Origin of the sequence: Phytomonospora sp. NPDC050363, assembly GCF_040655735.1 — a bacterium.
Taxonomy (GTDB): Bacteria; Actinomycetota; Actinomycetes; order Mycobacteriales; family Micromonosporaceae; genus Phytomonospora.
On sequence record NZ_JBFAKK010000003.1, the window covers coordinates 259,234 to 280,947 of the forward strand.

Consider the following 21,714-nt stretch of genomic DNA (forward strand, 5'->3'; position numbering starts at 1 on the left):
CCGCCGGGACACGCGAGCGTCGGCCGTTCGGTCAGACCTTCGACGGCGGCTCCGACCCGGTTGACGCCCGTCGGCGGCGCTAACTAGCCTTACTCGGTATATCCCATCGGTGTACTAGGAAATTGCGGGTCGCGAGGCCCTCGAAGGAGTTCTGATGAGTTCGCGAAGGTACCGCCTCGGCGCGGTGATCGCCGCAATCGTGCTCGCGGCGGGAGCCCTGACCGCCTGCGGCGGCGATGACGCGGGCGGTTCGGGAGGCGACGGCGGAGCCCTCCGCCTCGGCTACTTCCCGAATATCACCCACGCACCGGCCCTCGTGGGCGTCCAGAACAAGATCTTCGCCGAGAAGCTCGGCACCACGACGCTGGAGACCAAGACCTTCAACGCCGGCCCCGAGGCGATCGAGGCCCTGTTCTCCGGAGCCATCGACGCCACCTACATCGGCCCCAACCCGGCCATCAACGGCTGGGCCAAATCCGAGGGCACGGCCCTGCGCATCATCGCCGGCAGCACCTCCGGCGGCGCCGGCCTCGTCGTCCGCGAAGGCATCAACGCCCCGGCCGACCTCAAGGGTAAGAAGATCGCCACCCCGCAGCTCGGCAACACCCAGGACGTCGCCCTGCGCGCATGGCTGAAGGCCAACGGCCTCAACGCCGACCAGGAGGGCGGCGGCGACGTCTCGATCCTCCCCACCGCCAACTCCGACACCGTCACCTCCTTCGCCGCCGGCGACCTCGACGGCGCCTGGGTCCCCGAGCCCTTCTTCAGCACCCTCGTCGGCAAGCACGGCGCCAAGGTCCTGGTCAACGAGAAGGACCTGTGGCCCGGCGGCCAGTTCGTCACCACCCACCTCATCGTCCGCGCCGAGTTCCTCGAAGAGAACCCCGAGGCGGTCAAGAAGCTCCTCGACGGCCACATCGCCGCCGTCGACCAGGTCAACGCCGACCCCGTCGCGGCCCAGACCGCCGCCAACGCCCACCTCGAATCCCTCAACGGCAAGAAACTCGACCCCGCCGTCATCGCGGCCGCCTGGCAGAACCTGACCTACACCGTCGACCCCGTCGCCACCTCGCTCCAGGCCAGTGCCCAGCACGCCCAGGACGTCGGACTGCTCGAACCGGTCGACCTCAAGGGCATCTACGCCCTCGACCTCCTCAACGAGAAACTGCGCGCCCTCGGCAAACCAGAGGTCAGCGCCGGAGAACTCGCGAAATGACGGTGACCGCTCGCGGCACCGACGCCGGGACGGACGCCACCACCGAGGTGGCCGTCCGTCTCGACGGCGTGTCCAAGACCTACGGGAAGGGCCGCACCGCACTGCTCGCGCTCGACGACGTCTCCCTCGACGTCCGGCGCGGTGAGTTCGTGTCCATCCTCGGCGCCTCGGGCTGCGGCAAGAGCACCCTGCTGTCCCTCGTGGCCGGACTCGACCCGCTCACCGGCGGCACCATCGACACCGCCGGGCACCGGCTCTCCCTGATGTTCCAGGAACCCGCGCTGTTTCCCTGGCTCACCGTGGCGGGCAACATCGAGATCGCCCTGCGCATGCGCGGCGTGGAACGCGCCGCCCGCAAGGAGCAGGCCGGACGGCTCCTGGAGGTCGTGCGACTGGAAGGCTTCGGCCGCAAACGACCGCACGAACTCTCCGGTGGCATGCGGCAGCGTGTCGCCCTCGCCCGCGCGCTCGCCCAGGACGCCGACGTCCTCCTCATGGACGAACCCTTCGGCGCCCTCGACGCCATGACCCGCGACATCCTCCACGACGAACTCGAGCGCATCTGGCGCGAGCGGGAGCTGACCGTGCTGTTCGTGACCCACAACGTCCGCGAGGCCGTCCGCCTCGGCGACCGCGTCGTCCTGCTCAGCAGCAGACCCGGCCGCGTCCTGGAGGAGTTCGCCGTCGAACAGCCCCGGCCCCGCCGGATCGACTCGACCCAGGTCGCCGCGCTCGCCTCGGCCATCACCGACCAGCTGCGGGCGGAGGTGTCCCGTCATGCCGGCTGACACCGAGGTGAAGACCGCCGCCGACCGGGTCGCCGGACTCGACCGGCTCGAACTGGGCCCCGCGACGCGCGACGAGGCGGTACTGGGCACCTGGGCGCGAAAGGCGTGGAAGGGGACCTGGCCGAAGGTCCTCGCGATCGCCATCGCCGTCGGCGCCTGGCAGCTCGTGGTGCTCTCCGAGTGGCGGCCGGTCTTCGTGCTGCCGCCGCCCGCCCGCGTGCTCGACGAGCTCGTCCAGGTCGTGCCGACGGCGAAGTTCTGGGACTCGGTGCTGCTCACCATGGGCCGCGCCGCCACCGGATTCGCCCTGGCGGTGGTCATCGGAATGGTCATCGGGATCGCCGTCGCCCGCTTCCAGCCGCTGCGCGCGGCCATCGGCTCGCTGATCACCGGCATGCAGACGATGCCGTCGATCGTGTGGTTCCCCTTCGCGATCCTGCTCTTCAAGATCAGCGAGGAGGCGATCCTCTTCGTCGTCGTGCTGGGCGCGGCGCCGTCGATCGCCAACGGACTGATCAGCGGGATCGACTACGTGCCGCCCACCTGGAAGCGCGTCGGGCAGATCCTCGGCATGCGCGGCTTCTCGCTGTACCGGCACCTGATCATCCCGGCCTCGCTGCCGTCCTTCGTGACCGGACTCAAGCAGGGCTGGGCCTTCGCCTGGCGCAGCCTCATGGCCGGCGAGCTGCTGGTGATCGTGCCGGGCGCGCTGTCGATCGGTGTGCGCCTGCAGACCTCGCGCGACCTCAACGACGCGCCGGGACTGCTCGCCTACATCATCATCGTGCTGTGCATCGGGATCCTCGTCGACATCGTGTTCAGCACGGTCGACAAGGCCCTGCGCAAACGTTGGGGGCTGACCGTCTAGGTCTTGTCCGGTGGTGGACGCGATCCCCGTTCCGTGCCCGGGACCGCGTCCACCACCGGCCGTCAGAAGCCGAGATCCTTCGCGGAACCCGAGAGCCCGTCCGACGAGCCGATCGAGATCCGGTTGATCCACGGGAGGAGAACGGTCTCACCGACCGTCCCGTCGGTGGCGTCGATGAGCCTCAGGCTCGGCGCGGTATCGCCGCCGACGTCGAACCAGACGACCGTCCGCTCGTCGTACCAGCCGACCGCGCGCCCCTGGAGCGGGATCGTCAGCACCTCGCGACCGGTCTCGAGGTCGACGACCAGACTCTGCCAGGACCCCTGCTCGTCCCCGCTCTCACCGGTGGTCACCAGCAGCCGTCGCGAAGGCGAGAACAGCTCCGCCCCTCCGACACCGGCCTGTGCGACATCGAGGCGCTCGCCGAGCTTCCCGTCGGCCTCGATGTAGAGCAGCGAGTCGCCCTCGGCGGGCAGGGCCAGATATCGCCGTGAGTCCGCCGCCCAGCCGATGTCGAGCGGCGTCCGGCCGAGGTCGACCGCGATCTGTTCGTAGTCGCCTTCATCGAGGTCGTAGCGCCAGATCGTCACGGCCGGTCCCGACGCGGCGCGCACGAAGGTCATGAGCGCCTTCCCGTCGGGCGACCAGCGCACGTCGCCGTGGTCGACCGGGATCTCGTCGAGCCAGGTCACCGCCGCCTCGCCGGACGCGAGGTACTCGTCCCGGTCGGCGACGCCGTCGCGAGCGGGCCACTGGCCCTTGACGAGGACCGTTTCCAGGTCCGGTGACGGGATGACAGGGTGGGGGACCTCGCGGTACTCGCCGCTCTCCGGATCGAGCAGCCGCGCGGGGCCGGTGTGGTTGAGGTTCTCGTAGTAGGAGTGCACGACGATCGGTCCACCCCCTTGCCGAGGAACCTCGGCCGGGGCGGAGGGCCTCACGTGCTCCGGGGCCGTGGGGGTCGGGTCGGCTCCGGCATGGGTGCCGGCGGGCTCTTCGCCACCGAGCACGATCGCCGGCACGGCCGCCGTGGCCACGACGGCCAGCGCGGCCGCCAGAACCATGTGGCGGGTCCGCCGGACCGTGTTCCGGCGCAGGACGGTGTCGGCCAGCCCGGCCGGAAGGATGAGTTCGTGCGGGCGCGGTGCCTCGTGCAGCTGCGTGCGCAGCCGGTCCTCGTCGGTCACGACATGATCTCCATTCGGGTCTGGTCTGCGGTGGCGCGCAGTTTCGCCAGGCCCTTCGACGCCTGACTGCGGACGGTGCCGAGGGAGACGCCGAGCAGGCGCGCCACCTCGGCCTCCGGTAGGTCCTCGTAGTAGCGCAGGACGACGACCGCACGCTGCCTCGGTGGCAGGCGGCGCAGCGCGGTGACGACACCGGCGCGGTCGGCGGTGCGGGCGGCGTGGTCGTCGCCGGGCGTCTCCGGCGGACGGTCGGTGACCGACTCGGGCCGCCGGCCCCGGCGCCGCCACCAGTTGATCTGGTGGCGGTACATGGCCTTGCGGACGTAGGCGGTCGGCTGTTCGCGGTCGCGGATGCGGTGCCAGCGGCGCGCGCAGGTCATGAGTGCGGTCTGCAGCAGGTCCTGGGCCAGGTGCACGTCGCCGGTGAGCAGGTAGGCGACATGCAGCAGGGAGTCGGAGCGGTGGGCGACGAAGTCGCGGAACTCGCGTTCGTGTTCTGGGGTCATCGCGGGCTCTCGGTAGGGGACGGTGCGGTGCATGGGTAGAGACACCGGCCCATCGAGCCCACGATGCCCGCGGACGAATTCTCCGCGCGGCGGTCTTCCTTAGCGCGGTTCCCAGGCGTCGGGAGCGGTCACCAGGCGGCGCACGCGGGCGGGGAGTTTCCCGCTGGCGACCTGGGCGAGCGTCACCTCGTCGAGGACGTTGCGGACCGCGGCCCGCACGGCGATCCACAGGTCGGGCAGGTGTGCGGCCGCGCCGCCGTAGGTCACGTCCTCGGGTCGCTGGCCCCGGACGCCGGCGAGAGGGCCGTCGACGGCGCGGAGGATCGCGCCGACGGTGGTCGTCGTGGGCGAGTGGGCGAGGCGGTAGCCGCCGTCGGCGCCTCGCACGCTGCGGACGAGCCCGGCGCGCCGCAGGTCGGCGAGCACGGCTTCGAGGAACTTGTGGGGGAGGGACTGCTCGTCGGCCAGGGTCTGCGCCGAGACCGTGTCCGGATGTGCCGAGGCGAGCGCCACCGCCGCGCGTACGGCGTAGTCACCGCGTGCCGATACCTGCATGGTCATATTCTGCCGCCCCGGCGCGCGTGGTGGCGCGACACGTCGTCTCGAATAGCCCATTATTCCTATCGAAGAAGTAGGATTATGCTCCAGGTTCAGGCCTCTGACCTGTAGTTTTCGGCAATGTTTCCGTAGGGAGAACCAGATGACGCTCACCCGGATCGACCACCTCGCGCTGGCCCGGGAGTACGCGGCCCTGCCCGAGTGGCCCGTACAGCCCCGCTTCGACCCCGATGAGCGCTGGTACACGCGCCTGGCCGCCGGGCCCGACCACGAGGCCTGGCTGCTCACCTGGCTGCCCGGGCAGGAGACCGAGCTGCACGACCACGGCGGCTCCGAGGGCGCCTTCCTGGTCGTGCGCGGCGTCCTCAACGAGCAGACGGTCGTCTCCTCGCGTGACGGCCTCTGGCTCGCCGATCGCGACTATGGTTCGGGTGTGGCCAGGAGATTCGGCGCGAGGCACGTCCACCGCATCCGCAACACCGGCACGGTGCCCGCGATGAGCGTGCACGTCTACGGACCGGCCCTGAGCACGATGAACAAGTACGAGATCGACAACGGCCGCCTGACGGTGACCGCGACCGACGTGGCGGGGGAGGCGTGGTGACCGCGCCAAAGGGTTCACGCGGCATCGACCGCATCCTCGCCGAGGCCCGCGCGCGTCTGCGCCGTCTCGGCCCGCACGAGACCTCCGTCGCCCAGCGCAACGGCGCCGTCCTCGTCGACATCCGCCCGCAGGCCCAGCGGGCGGCCAACGGCGAGATCCCCGGCGCGCTCGTCGTCGAGCGCAACGTCCTCGAATGGCGCTTCGACCCGCGCAGCGACGCCCGCCTGCCGATCGCCGACGACTACGACCTGCGCGTCATCGTGTTCTGTCAGGAGGGCTACACGTCCTCGCTGGCGGCGGCGGCCCTCATCGACCTCGGACTGCACCGCACGACCGACCTCGACGGCGGCTTCGCGGCCTGGCTCGCGGCGGGCCTGCCGATCGCCGGCACCGTCAGCGGGACCGTCGACCAGCTCGCGCACTGACATCGGCGTTCGGGTGCGGCCGGGTGATCGTTTCCGGTAAGACGGGGGTATGAAGGCATTTCAGCTGCTGGAACCCGGTGTCGCCGAACTCGTCGACGTCGAGGTCCCCGAGCCCGGACCGGGGGAGGTCCTGCTCAAGGTCGCCGGCGCCGGCGTGTGCCACTCCGACCTGCACATCCTGCACGCCGACGCGTGGCAGCCGCTGCCCATGACCATCGGGCACGAGGTGAGCGGGCACGTCGCCGCCGTCGGGACCGGTGTGACCGGCTGGGACGAGGGGGCCGGCGCGCTGGCGTACCTGTGCTGGGGCTGCGGGAAGTGCCGCACCTGCGCGGCCGGTTTCGAGAACTACTGCGAGGCCTTCGGCCGGGGCATCGTCCCGGGCCCGGGCCTGGGCTACCAGGGCTGCATGGCCGAGTACGTCCTCGTGCTCGCACGCTTCCTGGTGCCCCTCGGCGACCTCGACCCGGTCGACGCCGCGCCTCTCACCGACGCCGGGCTCACGCCGTACCACGCGGTGAACATGGCCCGGGAGGCTCTCGTCGCCAAGTCCACCGCCGTCGTCATCGGTGTCGGCGGCCTCGGCCACATGGGCGTGCAGATCCTGGCCGCCACGACCGGCGCGCGCGTCATCGCCGTCGACCTCGACAAGGCCAAGCTCGCCCACGCCGCCGAGCTCGGCGCGGCCGAGACCGTCGTGTCCGACGAGCGGGCCGCCGCCCGGATCCTCGACCTCACCCACGGCCGCGGCGCCGAGGCGGTCTTCGACTTCGTCGGCGCGCAACCGACCCTCGGCCTCGCCGCCTCGGTCATCGCCCCGCACGGCCGCATCGTCGTGGTCGGGCTCGGCGAGGGCACGCTGCCGTTCACCGCGACAAGTCCGCCGGCCGCCCTGCCCTGGGGCGCCGGGGTCGTCAAGCCTTACGGCGGAACGCGCGCCGACCTGCACGACGTCCTCGCCCTCGCCCAGCGCGGCGCCATCTCCGTGACGGTCGAGCGCCATCCGCTCGCCGAGGCGAAGGAGACCTTCGAACTGCTCCAGCTCGGCAAGGTCGCCGGGCGTGCGGTGCTGGTCCCCTAGGGCGTGTCCGGTGGGATCACCGGACCCGCCCTGAACCGGTCAGGAATCGAGAAGCGCCGGCCGTCGGCGCGCACATAGCCTGGTCAACGTAGCGAAACGACTTCGGGAGCGATCATGAGCGACTCGTCAACGCAGGGCGTCAAGACCATCCTGCACCCCGTCACCGACCTGGCCGAGGCCAAGCGGGTCTACACCGCGCTGCTCGGCACCGCGCCGATGGCCGACGACACCTACTACGTCGGCTACGAGGTCGAGGGGCAGCACATCGGGCTCGTCCCCGGCGGCGCCCAGCAGGGCATGGCCGGGCCGGTCGCCTACTGGCAGGTCGCCGACATCGAGGCGAAGCTCGCCGAGGTGACCGCCGCCGGCGGCACCGTCAAGGACGCCCCGCGCGACGTCGGCGGCGGGCGGCTCGTGGCCACGTTCACCGACCCCGATGGCAACGTCCTGGGAGTCCTTCAGGACAGTTGAGGCCCGCCGATCGGGGGGACAGCGCGCCGGTGCAGGGGATCGGACGCGTCGCGCGAAGCTGGTTGAATCGAGCGAGGCGACGCCGGCGGAGACCGTGCCGGCGGCCCGCCCGACGGATGGAGACGAAGAACGCATGGCCACCAGTAAGAAGGCGCGGTCGCCCGAGCAGCACGCCGCCGACAGTCACGACCTCATCCGCGTGCACGGCGCGCGGGTCAACAACCTCAAGGACGTCAGCGTCGAGATCCCCAAGCGGCGGCTGACGGCCTTCACCGGCGTCTCCGGCTCGGGGAAGAGCTCGCTGGTGTTCGGCACGATCGCCGCGGAGTCGCAGCGGCTGATCAACGAGACCTACAGCTCCTTCGTGCAGGGTTTCATGCCGAACATGGCCCGCCCCGACGTCGACGTGCTCGACGGCCTGACCACCGCGATCATCGTCGACCAGGAGCGCATGGGCGCCAACCCGCGCTCGACCGTCGGCACCGCCACCGACGCCAACGCGATGCTGCGGATCGTCTTCAGCCGGCTCGGCAAGCCCCACATCGGGTCACCGCAGGCCTTCTCCTTCAATGTCGCCTCGATCAGCGGCGCCGGCGCGGTGACGCTCGAAAAGGGCGGCCGCACCACCAAGGAGCGGCGCAGCTTCCAGATCATCGGCGGCATGTGCCCGCGCTGCGAGGGCCGCGGCTCGGTCAACGACATCGACCTGACCGAGATCTACGACGAGGAGAAGTCCCTCAACGAGGGCGCGCTGAAGGTCCCCGGATACAGCATGGACGGCTGGTACGGGCGCATCTTCGGCGGCACCGGCTTCTTCGACCCCGACAAGCCCGTCAAGAAGTTCACCAAGCGGCAGCTCGACGACCTGCTCTACAAGGAGCCCACCAAGATCAAGGTCGACGGGATCAACCTCACCTACGAGGGCGTGATCACCAAGCTCCGCAAGACGACCCTGGCCAAGGACGTCGACTCGCTCCAGCCGCACCTGCGCGCCTTCGTGGAGCGGGCGGTCACCTTCACCACCTGCCCCGACTGCGAGGGCACGCGCCTGAGCGCCGAGGCCCGCTCCTCCAAGATCAAGGGGATCAGCATCGCCGACGCCTGCGCGATGCAGATCAGCGACCTCGCCGAGTGGGTCGGCAAGCTCAAGGAGCCCTCCGTGGCGCCCCTGCTCGAAGCGCTCGGCGAGACCCTCGACTCCTTCGTCGAGATCGGCCTGGGCTACCTCAGCCTCGACCGGGCCTCGGGCACGCTCTCGGGCGGCGAGGCGCAGCGCACCAAGATGATCCGCCACCTCGGCTCGTCGCTCACCGACGTCACCTACGTCTTCGACGAACCCACGATCGGCCTCCACCCGCACGACATCGAGCGGATGAACGACCTCCTGCTGCGCCTGCGCGACAAGGGCAACACCGTGCTCGTCGTCGAGCACAAGCCGGAGGCCATCGCCATCGCCGACCACGTCGTCGACCTCGGACCCAAGGCCGGCAGCGGCGGCGGCGAGGTCGTCTTCGAAGGCACCGTCGACGAGCTGCGCGCCAGCGACACCATCACCGGCCGCCACCTCGACGACCGGGCGGTCCTCAAAGACGAGGTCCGCAAGTCCGACGAGGCCCTCGAAGTCCGGGGAGCCGACACGCACAACCTCCAGGACGTCGACGTCGACATCCCGCTGGGGGTGCTCACCGTCATCACCGGCGTCGCCGGGTCGGGCAAGAGCTCGCTGATCCGCGGCTCGGTGTCCGGTCGCGACGGCGTCGTCTCCATCGACCAGGGCGCGATCCGCGGGTCACGGCGCAGCAATCCGGCGACCTACACCGGGCTGCTGGAGCCGATCCGCAAGGCCTTCGCCAAGGAGAACGGCGTCAAACCGGCGCTGTTCAGCGCCAACTCCGAGGGCGCCTGCCCCAACTGCAACGGCGCCGGGGTGATCTACAGCGACCTGGCGGTGATGGCCGGTGTCGCCACGCCCTGCGAGGTCTGCGAGGGCAAGCGCTTCCTCGCCGAGGTCCTCGACTACAAGCTCGGCGGCCGCGACATCGCCGAGGTCCTGGCGATGTCGGTGGCCGAGGCCGAGGAGTTCTTCGGCGACGGCGCGGCCAAGCTGCCCGCCGCGCACAAGATCCTCGAACGGCTCCGCGACGTCGGCCTGGGCTACCTCAGCCTCGGGCAACCGCTCACCACGCTGTCGGGCGGTGAGCGCCAGCGGATCAAGCTGGCGAACCAGATGGGCGACAAGGGCGCCGTCTACATCCTCGACGAGCCGACGACGGGTCTGCACCTCGCCGACGTCGAGCAGCTCCTCGGCCTGCTGGACCGGCTGGTCGACGCGGGGAAGTCCGTCATCGTCATCGAGCACCACCAGGCCGTCATGGCGCACGCCGACTGGATCATCGACCTCGGCCCGGGCGCCGGCCACGACGGGGGCCGGATCGTCTTCGAGGGGACGCCGGCGGATCTGGTCGCCGACGGTTCCACGCTCACCGGGCAGCACCTCGCGGCCTACGTCGGCGGCTGAGCGACCGAGAGACTGAGCGGCGGCACGGGCCGGGACGGTCCGTGCCGCCGAGCGCTTCAGCGCCGCTCGCGGATGCGGATCAGGTTGCCCGCCGGGTCCCGGAACGCGCAGTCGCGGATGCCGCCGGCCCGCTCGGCCGGTTCCTGGACGACCTCGGCGCCGCCGTCGCGGACGCGCGCGAAGGCCTCGTCGAGGTCGGAGGTGGCCAAGGTGACCCCGGCGTAGACGCCCTTGGCCATCAGTGCGGCGATCGTGCCGCTCTCCTCATCGGTGATGCCCGGGTCGGTCACCGCCGGGGTCAGCACGATGGAGATGCCGGGCTGCCCGACGGGGCCGACGTTGATCCAGCGCATCCCCTGGTAGCCGACGTCGTCGCGGACCTCGAAGCCGAGGACGTCGCGGTAGAACGCCAGGGACCGCTCCGGGTCGTTGTGCGGGAGAAAGCTCGACTGAATGGTGACGTCCATGCGACCACGCTAGCCGCGGGCACGGCCCTGGGGCTTCTCGATTCCGGATCCGCGCGCCTCGGACTCGCGCGCCCCTCAGGTCGCCGGGAGTTTCGCCGCCGAGGACAGGTCGACCCCGCGCAGCTGGCCGCGCGCCGAGACGCCGACCTTCGTGAACACCTTCGCCAGGTGATAGCCGACCGTGCGCGGGCTGAGGAACAGCCTGGCCCCGATCTCGCGGTTGCTGAGCCCGCGCGCGGCCAGCGCCGCCACCGTCAGCTCCCGGGAGGTGAGGCCGGCCGCGGCCGTCGCCGCTCGTGGAACGGCGTCGCCGCAGGCGCGCAGCTCGTCGCGCGCGCTCGTCGCCCACGGGACGGCGCCCAGTTCGTCGAAGAGCCTCGCCGCCCGCCGCAGCGGCTCACGGGCGTCACGGGGGCGACGGGCTCGTCGCAGCCACCGCCCGTAGGCGAGCGCCGCGCGGGCCAGCTCGTACGGCCGCTCGGCACCGTCCAGAAGAGACAGTGCGTGCAGGAAGCGCCGCTCGGGCTCGCAACCCGAGAGCGCCAGGGCCAGCTCGACGGTCCACTCCGGACCGTCGACGCCCGGCTCGGGGGCGGGCGCCGAACCGCACCGGACGGCCGCCTCGACGGCGTCGGGCAGCGACTCCGCCCGCACCGCGCGGTGACCGCGATCGTCGCGGCCCGAACCGATCGCGGCGAGCAGTTCGACGGGACGGGCGGCGTCGCCGCGCAACGCCGCCGCCCGCCCCGACGCCCAGGTCGCCCGCGCCGCCGCGAGACGGTTGCCGTGCGCGCGGGCGAGATCCAGTGCCCGCGACGCGCAGCGCTCGGCCTCGGCGAGCTCGCCCCGGTCGGCGTGCAGGAGCGCCAGGAGGGCCAGCAGGTCCGCCTCGGTGACGGGCTGGCCGGAGTCGCGGGCCAGCGCGAGTCCTTCGCGGGCGTGTTCGAGGGCCTCGGTCCACATGCCGAGCCGGTGTTCGAGTTCGGCGAGCCAGAGGGTCGGTGTGGCGCAGAGTGCGAGCATGCCGGTGGCGCGCATCTGTTCGCAGGCGGTCAGGGCGAACTCGCGGGCCCGGCGCGGGTCGGAGCTGCCGCGGCCGATGGCCAGCGGGAAGATCCAGCGGTGCGCGCCGGAGCGGGCGATGGTGGCCGGCGCGGCGTCGTGGACGGCCCAGGGGTCGGCGGCGCTCGCGTCGAAGCGGCCGGTGGCGGCCGTGGCGAGCCAGCGTCCGTAGCGGCGATAGGCGGGGTCGGGATGGGTCTCGGCGACGCCGGTGGCGGCGGCGACGGCCTCGTCGCGCATGTCGGCGTGGAGGGCGGCGTCGACGGCCATGAAGGACAGCTCGGCGGCCTGGTCGAGGTGCCCGTGGCGGCGCAGGTTCGCCGCGCCCCGGACGAGTTCGGCGTAAGCGGTGGCGCGGTGGCCGCTGTGGAGGTCGATGAGCCCGCGCAGCCGGATGAGCTCGACGCCGCCGGCCCCGGCGCGTTCGGCCGACTCGACCAGGGAGCGGGCGAGCGTGGGGTGGCCCGACTTCCAGGCGGTGTGCGCGGCGTGCGCGATCCGGCGGGCCCGGTCGGCGGGGCGGGTGGACAGGCGGGCGGCGTGCAGGAGCGCCGAGGTGGTCGCGGCCATGCTGCCGCGTCCGCCGTCGGCGCGGGCGTCGCGTTCGAGGGCGGCGGCGAGGTTCTCGTCGGGGCGCTCGGTGGCCAGCGCGCGGTGCCTGCGGGCCCGCACGTGTTCGTCCACTTCGGACACCGCGGCTGCCAGGGCCGCGTGCGCCGCGCGGCGGTCGGGGCCGGTGGCCGCGTGGTAGGCGACCGAGCGGGCCAGCGGGTGCTCGAACTCGCCGGGGACCTCGGGCAGGCCGAGCTGTTCCCTGGCGGCCGCGATGATCTCGGCGCGGCCGGTGTCGTCGGCGGCGGCGACGAGCAGCGAGCGCCGCTCGGGTTCGGGCAGGGCGTCGAAGCGGTCGCGGAAGACTCTGCGCAGCACGTCGTCGACGGGGACCGAGCCGGTGAGCAGTGCGTCGGCGGTCAGCCGCGAGGGATCGGCGGCGGCGAGGCGGGTGAGGGCGAGCGGGTTGCCGCGCGCGGTGTCGAGGAGCAGTTCGAGGGTGCCGGCGTCCGCCACGTCACCGATGAGGGCGGCGGCCTCGTCCCGGTCGAGACCGGTCAGGCGCAGTTCGGGGAGGTCGTGGGTGTCGACCGCCCGGCGGCCGGGATCGCGGACGGCCATGAGGATCCCGAGCGAGGTGCCGGTCAGCCGCCGGGCGCAGAACAGCAGGACGGCCAGGCTCGCGCGGTCGAGGTGCTGGGCGTCGTCGGCGACGATCAGCAGCGGTTCGCGCTCGGCGGCCGTCGTGAGCAGTTCGTGCGCCGCCGCGCACACGCGCAGGTCGGTCGCCGGACCGTCTCCGTCGAGGGCCGCCCGCAGGGCCTCGGCCCGGTTGCGGGGCAGCGAGTCCACTTCGGACCGCAGTGGGGTGAGGAGCCGGTGCAGGCCGCTGAAGGCGAGTTCCACCTCCGACTCGACCCCGCGCACGCGAAGCACGCGCGGCACGTCCTCGACCGCCCGGTCGATCAGCGTCGTCTTGCCGATCCCCGCCTCGCCCCTGACGACGAGAACCCCGCCTTGTCCGCCCCTGGTCGCCGTGACCACCTCGGCGAGCGCGTTCCGCTCGAGGTCTCGTCCGTAACCCATGCGCCGAAGCTAGGCGAGAGGCACTGAGAGGCGGCTGAGACCGGTCACCGTGACAGATGGCGGACGGTGCCGGCCCGGACAGGCTTCGGGGTATGACGAACACCGATGACAAGCACGACAAGGCACTCGACGGCGAAGCGGTCGACGGTCCGCCGGCACCGGAGGCCGCACCGCCCGGGGAGAAGACGCACAGCCGCACGCGACGGCGTGTCCTGGCCGGCGCGGTCGGCGCCGGAGTGGGCCTGACGGCCGGCGCGATCGGGGCGGCGGCGGCCCTGCAGGGCGCCGGGACGCCACCGGTCGTCGAGCCCGGGGCGGCCCGGCGCTTCGAAGGGAAGGTCGTGCTCATCACCGGCGCCACGTCGGGGATCGGCCGGGCCGCCGCGAAGCTCTTCGCCGACGAGGGCGCCCGCGTCTCCTTCTGCGGCAGGCGCGAGGAGCTCGGCCGCGAGGTCGAGCGCGAGATCCGCGACGCCGGCGGTGAGGCGACCTACATCCGCGCCGACGTGCGCGTCGAGGAGGACGTGCGCGCCTTCGTCGAGCAGACCGTCGCCGTCCACGGCGGCCTCGACGTGTGCTTCAACAACGCAGGGATCTCCATCGAGCGGCGCCTCCACGAGATGACGGCCGCCGAGTGGGACGACGTGGTCGGCACCGACCTGCGCGGAGTCTTCCTCTCCATGAAGTACCAGGTGCCCCACCTGATCGAGCGCGGCGGCGGCAGCATCGTGGTGACCTCCTCGTCCAACGCGATCGCCACCAGCGAGACCCGCTCGGCCTACGCCTCGGCCAAACGCGGCCTCATCGGCCTCGTCCAGGCCGCCGCGCACGACTACGCGGCCGACGGCATCCGCGTCAACGCGCTGGTCCCCGGCACGACCAACACCGACTTCGTCCGCCGCCTCGCCGGCGCCGACGGCCTCCCCGACGAGGTGTGGGAGACCATGGCGACCGCTTTCGGCAAGGCCAGCATCCCCGGCCTGGCGCGAATGGCCACGCCCGAGGAGATCGCCGCCGGCGCGCTCCTGCTCGCCTCCGGCGACCTGCCCTACATGACCGGCAACCAGCTGGTCCTCGACGGCGGCAAGACCGCGCGTCAGTGACGAGCGAGGGCCTCCCCGGCGGCCGTCGCCGCCCGGCGCAGCGCCGCGACCGCCGCCCGGCCGATCGTGGTCCGGGCGGCGAGGCCGATCGCGCCCACCGCCCGCCCGTCCGGGCCCGGGATCGCGACGGCCGCCTCGGTCTGGCCTCGCCGCCACTCCTCACGGGTCACCGCGACCTCTCCCGACCGGACCCGAGCGAGGCGTGCCGCGAGCAGGCCGGGCGCCACGACGGTGTGCGCGGTCAGGCGCACGGAAGCCGTCATGACGTCGGCGCGGAGCTCCTCCCTCGCGTACGCCAGCAGGACCAGCCCGGCCGCGCTGGCGTGCCACGGCAGCACCGAACCGTCGGCGACCAGTCCACCGCGCTCACCGACGACCACGGCTCCGGCGCCGTCGGCGACGACCGCGTGCGACGCGTGGCCGGTCTCGGCGTGCAGCGCGGCCAGCGGCCCGGCCGCGGCGTCCCGCAGCCGCCGAGGGCACGGAGCACGCGTGCCCAGCGACCACAGCCGGGTCCCGACCCGGTAGGAGCCGTCGCCCTGGCGTTCGAGACCGCCCCAGGCCACCAGCTCGCGGACCAGTCGCAACGTCGTCGGCACGGGCAGGCCGGTGCGGCCTGCGATGTCGGTCAGCCGCAAGGACGGCGCTCCGTCCGCGAACGCGTCGAACACCGAAAGACTCCTCGCCACCACGGACATGCGCCACGCCTTTCACCTCGTGAAACCGCTTCCTTGCCGATCAGTGCAACGTCCTACGACGCTGGTGCTTCCCGACGGAAGGATCACGATGCGACTTCATCTCTCGGCCGAGGAGGTCCTGTCGACGACCAGGGCCGTGCGCAAGCGCCTGGACTTCGACCGGCCGGTTCCGCGCCACCTCATCGAGGAGTGCGTCGACCTCGCCACCCAGGCGCCCACCGGACGCAACCGCCAGCGCTGGCACTTCATCGTCGTCACCGACCGCGCCCGCATCAAGGCGCTCGCCGGGATCTGGCGGCGCGCCACGTCCATCGCGCAGGGCGCGCCCCTGACCGAGCGCGACATCGAGCGGATGTACGCCGATCCACGGTCGATGGACAAGGTCATGGACGGTTTCACGCACCTGTACGAGAACCTCCACCGTGTTCCCGCGATCGTCATTCCGGCGGTGGAGGGGCGCACCGACCGCGCCGACATCACCGAGCAGGCGGGGACCTGGGGGTCGATTCTCCCGGCGGTGTGGAGCTTCATGCTCGCCGCGCGCGAGCGGGGACTCGGGACGGTGTGGACGACCGGGCAGGGGCCGCTGGAACGGGAGATGGCGCGGTTGCTGGGAGTACCCGGCCGCGAGGTCATGCTCGCGGCGTTCATCCCCCTGGCTTTCACGGTGGGAACGGAGTTCCGACCCGCCAAACGCGTTCCCCGCGACCAGGTCCTGCACTGGGACCGCTGGAAGTGACGCGCCGGGAAACCTTTGTGGACGGACCGGCCGCCGACAGCGCGTCCACACCGATTGAAGCGACCCGGAAGCGGGTATCGACGATGCATGAATGTGGCAGCAGCAGTACTGACGGTCGCGCTCGGCGCGATCTTTACCTTCGTGGTCGACTGGAACGTCGGCGCCTTCGACCTCAGCATCGTCGGCCTGACCCTGATGGTCGGCGGCGTCATCTGGGCGCGCTACCTCCTCTCCGGCGAGAGTCACCGGCGCGCCGTTCGCCACTCCGCGCTCGGGCGCAAGTAGCGCGGTCGCCGACGGAGGGCTTCGGCGTTCACGCCCCCGGCAGCTCCACCGTGACCACCAGGCCGCCCTCCCCGCGGGGCTCGGCTCGCACCGCCCCGCCGTGGCCCCTGGCGATCGCGCGGACGATCGACAGGCCGAGACCGGCACCCGGCCGCGAGCCCGCCGCCGTCCGCTCATGCTCCAGCCGGCGGAAGGGCTCGAACATCGCCGGGACGTCGTACGGTGCCACCGGAGGCCCGCTGTTCTCCACCGCCACCACGACCTCGCCTCCCGCGCCGAGACCGCACGCCACCCGGACCCACCCCCCGGGAAGGTTGTAGCGCACCGCGTTCTCCACCAGGTTCTGCACCATCCGCTCCAGCAGGACCGGGTTGCCCATCACCGGCGCCTCCTCGGCATGCGCCCGCACGACCACGTCGCCGTGCGGCACCCAGGCGCTGACGTGTTCGACGATGTCGGCGAGGTCCACGTACGACCGCTCCCCGATCTCACGCTCCGAACGGGCCAGCAGCAGCAACCCGTCGATCAGCCGCTCGTGTCTCCCGTTGATCTCCAGCAGGGTGTCCCCGAGACGGCGGATATCGGGTGTCGCCTCGCGTCTGCTCACCGCCACCTCCAGAAGCGCCCGGTTCAGCGTCAGCGGTGTGCGCAGTTCGTGGGAGGCATTGGCGATGAAGGTGCGCTGGGAGTCGAAGGAGTGGTCGAGGCGTTCGAGCATCACGTCGAAGGTGTCGGCGAGTTCCCGGATCTCGTCGGGCGGGCCCTTCAGCGCGATGCGTTCGTGGAGGCCGCGCTCGCCGGTGCGCGGGTCGGCGATCCGGCGGGCCGTCTCGGTGATCCGTTGCAGTGGCTGGAGAACGCGGCCGGCGATCAGCCAGCCGAGCGCGACGGAGGCCGCGGTGACGATCACCAGCGCGCTCCCACCCCGCGTGACCAGCGTCCGCAGCGAGTTCTCCCGCGCGTCGTCGGCGACCTTCGCCAGCATCCGCTGGGTACCCGGCGACGGGATAGGAGCACCTTCACCCTCCGGGCCGACGACGTGGCTGCCGTCGGGCAGCTGTTGCGCCATGAGCACGTAGGTCACGCCCAGGATGACGATCCCGGCGACCAGCAGCAGCCCGCCGTACACGAATGTCAGCCGCGCGCGCAGGGTCAGCGACGGGAATCGGGGAGCCCTCATCGGATCCGGTACCCCACTCCCGGCTCGGTCAGCACGATCGGCGGCTCGCCGAGTTTGCGACGCAGCTTGTGGACCGTTATCCGCACGGCCGTGGTGAAGGGGTCGGCGTTCTCGTCCCACGCCTTCTCCAGCAGCTGTTCGGCCGATACCGCCGCGCCGTCGGCCCGCAGCAACTCGGTGAGGACGGCGAACTCCTTGCGCGACAAGGGCACGTACCGCCCATCGCGGTGCACCTGCCGCTGATGCTGGTCGAGGCGGATGCCCGAGCGCTCCAGCAGCGGCGCCACCGCCGGTCGTGAGCGTCTGCCCAGCGCGTTCACCCTCGCCGACAGCTCACGGAACGCGAAGGGCTTCGGCAGGTAGTCGTCGGCGCCGATCGCCAGGCCGGCGACCCGGTCGTCGATCTCGCTCGCGGCGGTGAGCATCAGCACCCGCGCGTCACTGTCGGCGGCGGCGATCTCGCGGCACACCTCGTCGCCGTGCACGACCGGCAGATCACGGTCGAGGACGACCACGTCGTAGGCGTTGACGCCGAAGCGCTCCAGCGCCGAGCCGCCGTCCAGCGCGATGTCGACCGCGTGCGCCTCGTCGCGCAGCCACTCGGCGACCGCCCCGGCGAGCAGGGGTTCGTCTTCGACCACCAGGATCCGCATCCGTCCATCATGATCCGCTCGGTGTTGCGCGGGCGTTTCCGTTTCCGTCCACGACCGCGCAACGCCCGCTCGTCTGTACTTCTCGGCACGGTCGGCGAACGTCCGGCCGGGAGACGGAAGACAAGACGATGCGCATCAAAACGACGCTGCTGCCGGCGCTCCTCGCGCTCGGCCTCGGCCTCAGTGCCTGTGGGTCCGGTGAGGGAGGAGACGGCATCGCCAGTGCCGGCGGAGACGGGGCGGAGCCCTCGTCGAGCGCCGCGCTCACCAACGAGGAGGCCGCCCTGCGCTTCGCCGAGTGCATGCGTGAGCAGGGCATCGACGTACCGGACCCGGACCCCGACGAGGACGGCTTCCGGATGCGCCTGCCCGAGGGCGTCGACCCTGAGGCGGCCAAGGCGGCCACCGAGGTGTGCAAGGAGTTCATGCCCCACGGCGGTGAGCCCCCGGCGCTGAACCCCGAGGACCTGGAGAAGCTCCGCCGGTTTTCGCAGTGCATGCGCGACAACGGCATCGAGGAGTTCCCCGATCCCTCCGGCGACGGCGGCGGCATCCAGGCCGATGAGGGTGCCTTCGACCCGGAGAGCCCGGAGTTCAAGGCCGCCGAGGAGACCTGCGCGGCGTACCGGCCGGAAGGCCCGGTCAACGGCGGAGTGGTGACGGACTGATGGCCGGTGCACGCAGACGCCGCATCGGCCGGGCCGGCCTCATCGCGGCCGTGGTCCTCGCCGTCGCCGCGACCGCCGCGGCCACCTACGGCTTCGGCTTCGGCGGAGCCGACGAGACCGCCGACGGCGCCGACCTCCCCCCGGCGACCGCCGAGGTCACCCGCCAGACCCTCGTCGACCGGCGAGGCGAGACCGGCGAACTCGGCTACGGCGAGGACAAGACCTACACCTCACGCCTCAGCGGAACCCTCACGCGCCTGCCGAAGGGCGACGCGACCATAAAACGCGGCAAGGCCGTCTGCCGCATCGATGACCAGCCCGTCGTCCTGCTCTACGGTTCGCTGCCCGCCTACCGGGAGCTGGCCGTCGGCAGCGAGGGCGCCGACGTGGAGCAGTTCGAGGAGAACCTCGCCGCACTCGGCTACGGCGGCTTCACCGTCGACGAGACCTACTCCGACTCCACCGCGACCGCCGCGGCCGCCTGGCAGTCCGACCTCGGCCTGCCCGAGACCGGCTCCCTCGAACTCGGCCGGGTCGTCTACGCCCCCGGGTCGGTGCGGGTCAAGTCCCTCGACGCGGGCGTCGGCGACGCCGTCGGACCGGGCACGGCCCTGCTCACCTACACCGGCAAGGACAAGGTCATCGTCGTGGAACTCGACGCCGAGGCCGCCGGTCTCGTCGAGGCCGGCGACGAGGTCGACGTCCAGCTCCCCGACGGCGCGCAGACCGCCGGGAAGGTCGACCGCACCGATACCGTCATCGTCCCCGGCGAGGGCGACGCCGACCCCGAGACCAAGATCGAGGTCACCGTCACCGTCGCCGACGCCGAGGCGCTCGCCGACTACGACAGCGCCTCGGTGAAGGTCCTGTTCACCGCCTCCCAGCGCGAGGACGTGCTGACCGTCCCGGTGACGGCCCTGCTGGCCCTCGCCGAGGGCGGCTACGGCGTCGAGGTCGTCGAAGGCGGCTCCACGCGGATTCTCACCGTTGAGACCGGTCTGTTCGCCGACGGCCGCGTCGAGGTCACCGGCGAGGGCCTGGCCGAGGGCATGACCGTCGGGATCCCGTCATGACCGGGCCGGTGGTCGTGCTCGACGGGGTCACCAGGACCTACCCGGGCGGGGTCAGCGCCGTCCGGGGCATCTCGCTGACCATCGAGCACGGCGAGATGGCCGCGATCGTGGGGCCCTCGGGGTCGGGGAAGTCGACGATGCTGAACCTCATCGGCACCCTCGACCGGCCCACCTCCGGCTCGGTCCGCATCGACGGCCACGACGTGGCCTCCCTGACCGACCGGCGCGTCTCGGCGCTGCGGGCGCAGCGGATCGGCTTCGTGTTCCAGTCCTTCCACCTCGCGCCGGGCCAGTCGGCCACCGACAATGTCGCCGACGGTCTGCTGTACTCCGGCGAGCCACTGCGCGAGCGACGCAGGCGCGCGACGGCGGCACTGGAGCGGGTCGGCCTCGGCGACCGCGTCTCGCACCTGCCGCACGAGCTGTCGGGCGGTGAGCGGCAGCGCGTCGCCATCGCCAGAGCGGTGGTCGGCGAGCCGCCGCTCCTGCTGGCCGACGAGCCGACCGGGAACCTCGACTCCGCGTCGGGGGCCTCGGTGATGGCGCTGCTGCGCGGTCTGCACGCGGCCGGGACGACCGTTCTGGTCATCACCCACGACCGGGACATCGCGCTGGGACTGCCGCGCCAGGTCTCGATGCGCGACGGGGAGGTGACGGCGTGAGCGGGGACACGCGTGCCCCGGCTGCGGATCTGACCCCGGCCCGGATGCGCTTGCCGGACGTCCTGCGGGTCGGCAGTGCGGGCCTGCGCACGCGGCCGCTGCGGGTCTTCCTCTCGGCGCTGGGCATCGCGATCGGCATCGCCGCGATGATCGCGGTGGTCGGGATCTCCTCGTCGAGCCGCGCCGAACTCGACCGGCGGCTGGACGCGCTGGGCACCAACCTGCTCACCGTGGCCCCGGGCGACACCATGTTCGGCAGCGAGGCGACCCTGCCCGCCGAGTCGGTGGAGATGATCGCCCGGATCGGGCCGGTCACCGACGTGGCGGCGGTCGGGAAGGTCGCCGACGCCGCCGTCTACCGCAACGACCGGATCCCCGAGGGCCAGACCGGCGGGATGAGCGTCAAGGCCGCCACCCTCGAACTGCTGGACACGGTCGGCGCGACCGTCGACGAGGGCCGGTGGCTCAACGCCGCCACCGAGCGGTACCCGGCGGTCGTCCTCGGATCCGAGGCGGCCCAACGGATCGGCGTCGCCAAGGCCGGCGCGCAGGTCTGGCTCGGCGGGCTGTGGTTCACCGTCGCGGGGATCCTCGACCCGGTGCCGCTGGTGCCGGAGCTGGACTCGACGGCGCTGATCGGCTGGACCGCCGCGGCCGAGTACCTCGGCTTCGACGGGTACCCGACGACGGTCTACACCAGGTCGCGGGAGGAGCAGGTCGAGGCCGTCCAGGACGTCTTGGCCTACACCGCGAACCCCGCGAACCCCAACGAGGTCGAGGTTTCCCGCCCTTCCGACGCACTGGCCGCCAAGCAGGCCACCAACGAGGCCTTCACCGCCCTCCTCCTGGGGCTCGGGGGAGTGGCGCTGCTGGTCGGCGGGGTCGGGGTGGCCAACACGATGGTGATCTCGGTGCTCGAACGACGGCCCGAGATCGGGCTGCGGCGCTCGCTGGGCGCCACGCGCGGGCAGATCAGGTTGCAGTTCCTCGCCGAGTCGCTGCTTCTGTCGGCGCTCGGCGGGCTGGGCGGGGTCTTGCTCGGGATCACCGTGACGGCGCTGTACGCCACGAGCCAGGGCTGGCCCTCGGTCGTGCCGGTCTGGGCGACGGCCGGCGGGGTCGCCGCGACGCTGGCGATCGGCGGGATGGCCGGGCTCTACCCGGCGATCCGGGCGGCGCGCCTGTCGCCGACGGAGGCGCTGACCGCCCGGTGACGGCCGGGGCTCCGCCGCCGGGCCCCGGCTCAGCACGACGTCCGAAAACC

General features: G+C 72.2%; 23 protein-coding genes. 15 read left to right on the top strand and 8 right to left on the bottom strand.

Annotated elements, in window-relative coordinates:
* Positions 1–154 precede the first annotated feature (154 nt).
* From AB0I28_RS09240 to AB0I28_RS09250, 3 genes are read left to right on the top strand one after another with little or no spacing between them, the layout of a single operon-like run.
* Positions 155–1,216, top strand: a complete 1,062-nt coding sequence (locus AB0I28_RS09240) for an ABC transporter substrate-binding protein (protein WP_357491281.1) — start codon at positions 155–157, stop codon at positions 1,214–1,216.
* Positions 1,213–2,004, top strand: coding sequence for an ABC transporter ATP-binding protein (locus AB0I28_RS09245; protein WP_357491283.1), 792 nt, complete (start codon positions 1,213–1,215; stop codon positions 2,002–2,004). The genes AB0I28_RS09240 and AB0I28_RS09245 overlap by 4 nt, the downstream gene beginning before the upstream one ends.
* Positions 1,994–2,872, top strand: coding sequence for an ABC transporter permease (locus AB0I28_RS09250; protein WP_357491284.1), 879 nt, complete (start codon positions 1,994–1,996; stop codon positions 2,870–2,872). The genes AB0I28_RS09245 and AB0I28_RS09250 overlap by 11 nt, the downstream gene beginning before the upstream one ends.
* Before the next feature lie 62 nt (positions 2,873–2,934).
* Here the strand turns inward: AB0I28_RS09250 and AB0I28_RS09255 are convergent, their stop codons facing one another.
* The 3 genes from AB0I28_RS09255 to AB0I28_RS09265 all read right to left on the bottom strand — a co-directional run bounded on the left by AB0I28_RS09255 (position 2,935) and on the right by AB0I28_RS09265 (position 5,120).
* Positions 2,935–4,059 carry a WD40 repeat domain-containing protein gene (locus tag AB0I28_RS09255; protein WP_357491286.1) on the bottom strand — a complete coding sequence of 375 codons (1,125 nt, stop codon included), beginning with the start codon at positions 4,057–4,059 and terminating at the stop codon, positions 2,935–2,937.
* Positions 4,056–4,565: a SigE family RNA polymerase sigma factor gene (locus AB0I28_RS09260; RefSeq protein WP_357491288.1), complete on the bottom strand. Its 510-nt coding sequence runs from the start codon at positions 4,563–4,565 to the stop codon at positions 4,056–4,058. Before AB0I28_RS09260 ends, AB0I28_RS09255 begins: the two co-directional genes overlap by 4 nt.
* A 99-nt stretch (positions 4,566–4,664) precedes the next feature.
* Entirely contained in the window at positions 4,665–5,120 is a 456-nt protein-coding gene (locus AB0I28_RS09265; protein WP_357491290.1) for an Rrf2 family transcriptional regulator, read from the bottom strand.
* Between the two features lie 103 nt (positions 5,121–5,223).
* Here AB0I28_RS09265 and AB0I28_RS09270 point away from each other — a divergent pair, with 103 nt between their 5' ends.
* The 5 genes from AB0I28_RS09270 to AB0I28_RS09290 all read left to right on the top strand — a co-directional run bounded on the left by AB0I28_RS09270 (position 5,224) and on the right by AB0I28_RS09290 (position 10,222).
* Positions 5,224–5,727, top strand: a complete 504-nt coding sequence (locus AB0I28_RS09270; RefSeq protein ID WP_357491961.1) for a cysteine dioxygenase family protein — start codon at positions 5,224–5,226, stop codon at positions 5,725–5,727.
* On the top strand, positions 5,721–6,152 hold the full coding sequence (locus AB0I28_RS09275; protein ID WP_357491291.1) for a rhodanese-like domain-containing protein: 432 nt from the start codon (positions 5,721–5,723) through the stop codon (positions 6,150–6,152). The genes AB0I28_RS09270 and AB0I28_RS09275 overlap by 7 nt, the downstream gene beginning before the upstream one ends.
* A gap of 49 nt (positions 6,153–6,201) precedes the next feature.
* On the top strand, positions 6,202–7,233 hold the full coding sequence (locus tag AB0I28_RS09280; RefSeq protein WP_357491293.1) for an NAD(P)-dependent alcohol dehydrogenase: 1,032 nt from the start codon (positions 6,202–6,204) through the stop codon (positions 7,231–7,233).
* A gap of 114 nt (positions 7,234–7,347) precedes the next feature.
* Positions 7,348–7,704 carry a VOC family protein gene (locus AB0I28_RS09285; protein WP_357491295.1) on the top strand — a complete coding sequence of 119 codons (357 nt, stop codon included), beginning with the start codon at positions 7,348–7,350 and terminating at the stop codon, positions 7,702–7,704.
* 133 nt (positions 7,705–7,837) lie between these two features.
* On the top strand, positions 7,838–10,222 hold the full coding sequence (locus AB0I28_RS09290; protein ID WP_357491297.1) for an excinuclease ABC subunit UvrA: 2,385 nt from the start codon (positions 7,838–7,840) through the stop codon (positions 10,220–10,222).
* A 56-nt stretch (positions 10,223–10,278) separates the two neighbouring features.
* On the opposite strand, the gene AB0I28_RS09295 is transcribed toward AB0I28_RS09290, so the two are convergent.
* Positions 10,279–10,689 carry a VOC family protein gene (locus AB0I28_RS09295; protein ID WP_357491299.1) on the bottom strand — a complete coding sequence of 137 codons (411 nt, stop codon included), beginning with the start codon at positions 10,687–10,689 and terminating at the stop codon, positions 10,279–10,281.
* A gap of 75 nt (positions 10,690–10,764) precedes the next feature.
* Positions 10,765–13,389 (bottom strand): LuxR family transcriptional regulator, encoded by a 2,625-nt coding sequence (locus tag AB0I28_RS09300; RefSeq protein WP_357491301.1) that lies wholly within the window; start codon positions 13,387–13,389, stop codon positions 10,765–10,767.
* A gap of 92 nt (positions 13,390–13,481) precedes the next feature.
* Here AB0I28_RS09300 and AB0I28_RS09305 point away from each other — a divergent pair, with 92 nt between their 5' ends.
* The gene (locus AB0I28_RS09305; RefSeq protein WP_357491303.1) at positions 13,482–14,492 is read left to right on the top strand and encodes an SDR family oxidoreductase; all 1,011 of its coding nucleotides are present in this window, start codon (positions 13,482–13,484) and stop codon (positions 14,490–14,492) included.
* On the opposite strand, the gene AB0I28_RS09310 is transcribed toward AB0I28_RS09305, so the two are convergent.
* On the bottom strand, positions 14,486–15,190 hold the full coding sequence (locus tag AB0I28_RS09310) for a helix-turn-helix domain-containing protein (protein ID WP_357491305.1): 705 nt from the start codon (positions 15,188–15,190) through the stop codon (positions 14,486–14,488). The genes AB0I28_RS09305 and AB0I28_RS09310 overlap by 7 nt on opposite strands.
* Positions 15,191–15,278: 88 nt before the next feature.
* Here AB0I28_RS09310 and AB0I28_RS09315 point away from each other — a divergent pair, with 88 nt between their 5' ends.
* A complete protein-coding gene (locus AB0I28_RS09315; protein ID WP_357491306.1) occupies positions 15,279–15,929 on the top strand; it encodes a nitroreductase family protein in 651 nt (216 codons plus the stop codon).
* An 87-nt stretch (positions 15,930–16,016) separates the two neighbouring features.
* Positions 16,017–16,214, top strand: coding sequence for a hypothetical protein (locus AB0I28_RS09320; protein ID WP_357491308.1), 198 nt, complete (start codon positions 16,017–16,019; stop codon positions 16,212–16,214).
* A 28-nt stretch (positions 16,215–16,242) separates the two neighbouring features.
* On the opposite strand, the gene AB0I28_RS09325 is transcribed toward AB0I28_RS09320, so the two are convergent.
* A complete protein-coding gene (locus tag AB0I28_RS09325) occupies positions 16,243–17,394 on the bottom strand; it encodes an ATP-binding protein (protein ID WP_357491310.1) in 1,152 nt (383 codons plus the stop codon).
* Positions 17,391–18,047 (bottom strand): response regulator transcription factor, encoded by a 657-nt coding sequence (locus AB0I28_RS09330; protein ID WP_357491312.1) that lies wholly within the window; start codon positions 18,045–18,047, stop codon positions 17,391–17,393. The genes AB0I28_RS09325 and AB0I28_RS09330 overlap by 4 nt, the downstream gene beginning before the upstream one ends.
* A 128-nt stretch (positions 18,048–18,175) precedes the next feature.
* Here AB0I28_RS09330 and AB0I28_RS09335 point away from each other — a divergent pair, with 128 nt between their 5' ends.
* From AB0I28_RS09335 to AB0I28_RS09350, 4 genes are read left to right on the top strand one after another with little or no spacing between them, the layout of a single operon-like run.
* Positions 18,176–18,715, top strand: a complete 540-nt coding sequence (locus tag AB0I28_RS09335) for a hypothetical protein (protein WP_357491314.1) — start codon at positions 18,176–18,178, stop codon at positions 18,713–18,715.
* Positions 18,715–19,788, top strand: coding sequence for a peptidoglycan-binding protein (locus AB0I28_RS09340; RefSeq protein WP_357491315.1), 1,074 nt, complete (start codon positions 18,715–18,717; stop codon positions 19,786–19,788). Before AB0I28_RS09335 ends, AB0I28_RS09340 begins: the two co-directional genes overlap by 1 nt.
* Positions 19,785–20,450 carry an ABC transporter ATP-binding protein gene (locus AB0I28_RS09345; RefSeq protein ID WP_357491317.1) on the top strand — a complete coding sequence of 222 codons (666 nt, stop codon included), beginning with the start codon at positions 19,785–19,787 and terminating at the stop codon, positions 20,448–20,450. The genes AB0I28_RS09340 and AB0I28_RS09345 overlap by 4 nt, the downstream gene beginning before the upstream one ends.
* 44 nt (positions 20,451–20,494) lie before the next feature.
* Positions 20,495–21,664 (top strand): ABC transporter permease, encoded by a 1,170-nt coding sequence (locus AB0I28_RS09350; RefSeq protein WP_357491963.1) that lies wholly within the window; start codon positions 20,495–20,497, stop codon positions 21,662–21,664.
* Positions 21,665–21,714: the final 50 nt, after the last annotated feature.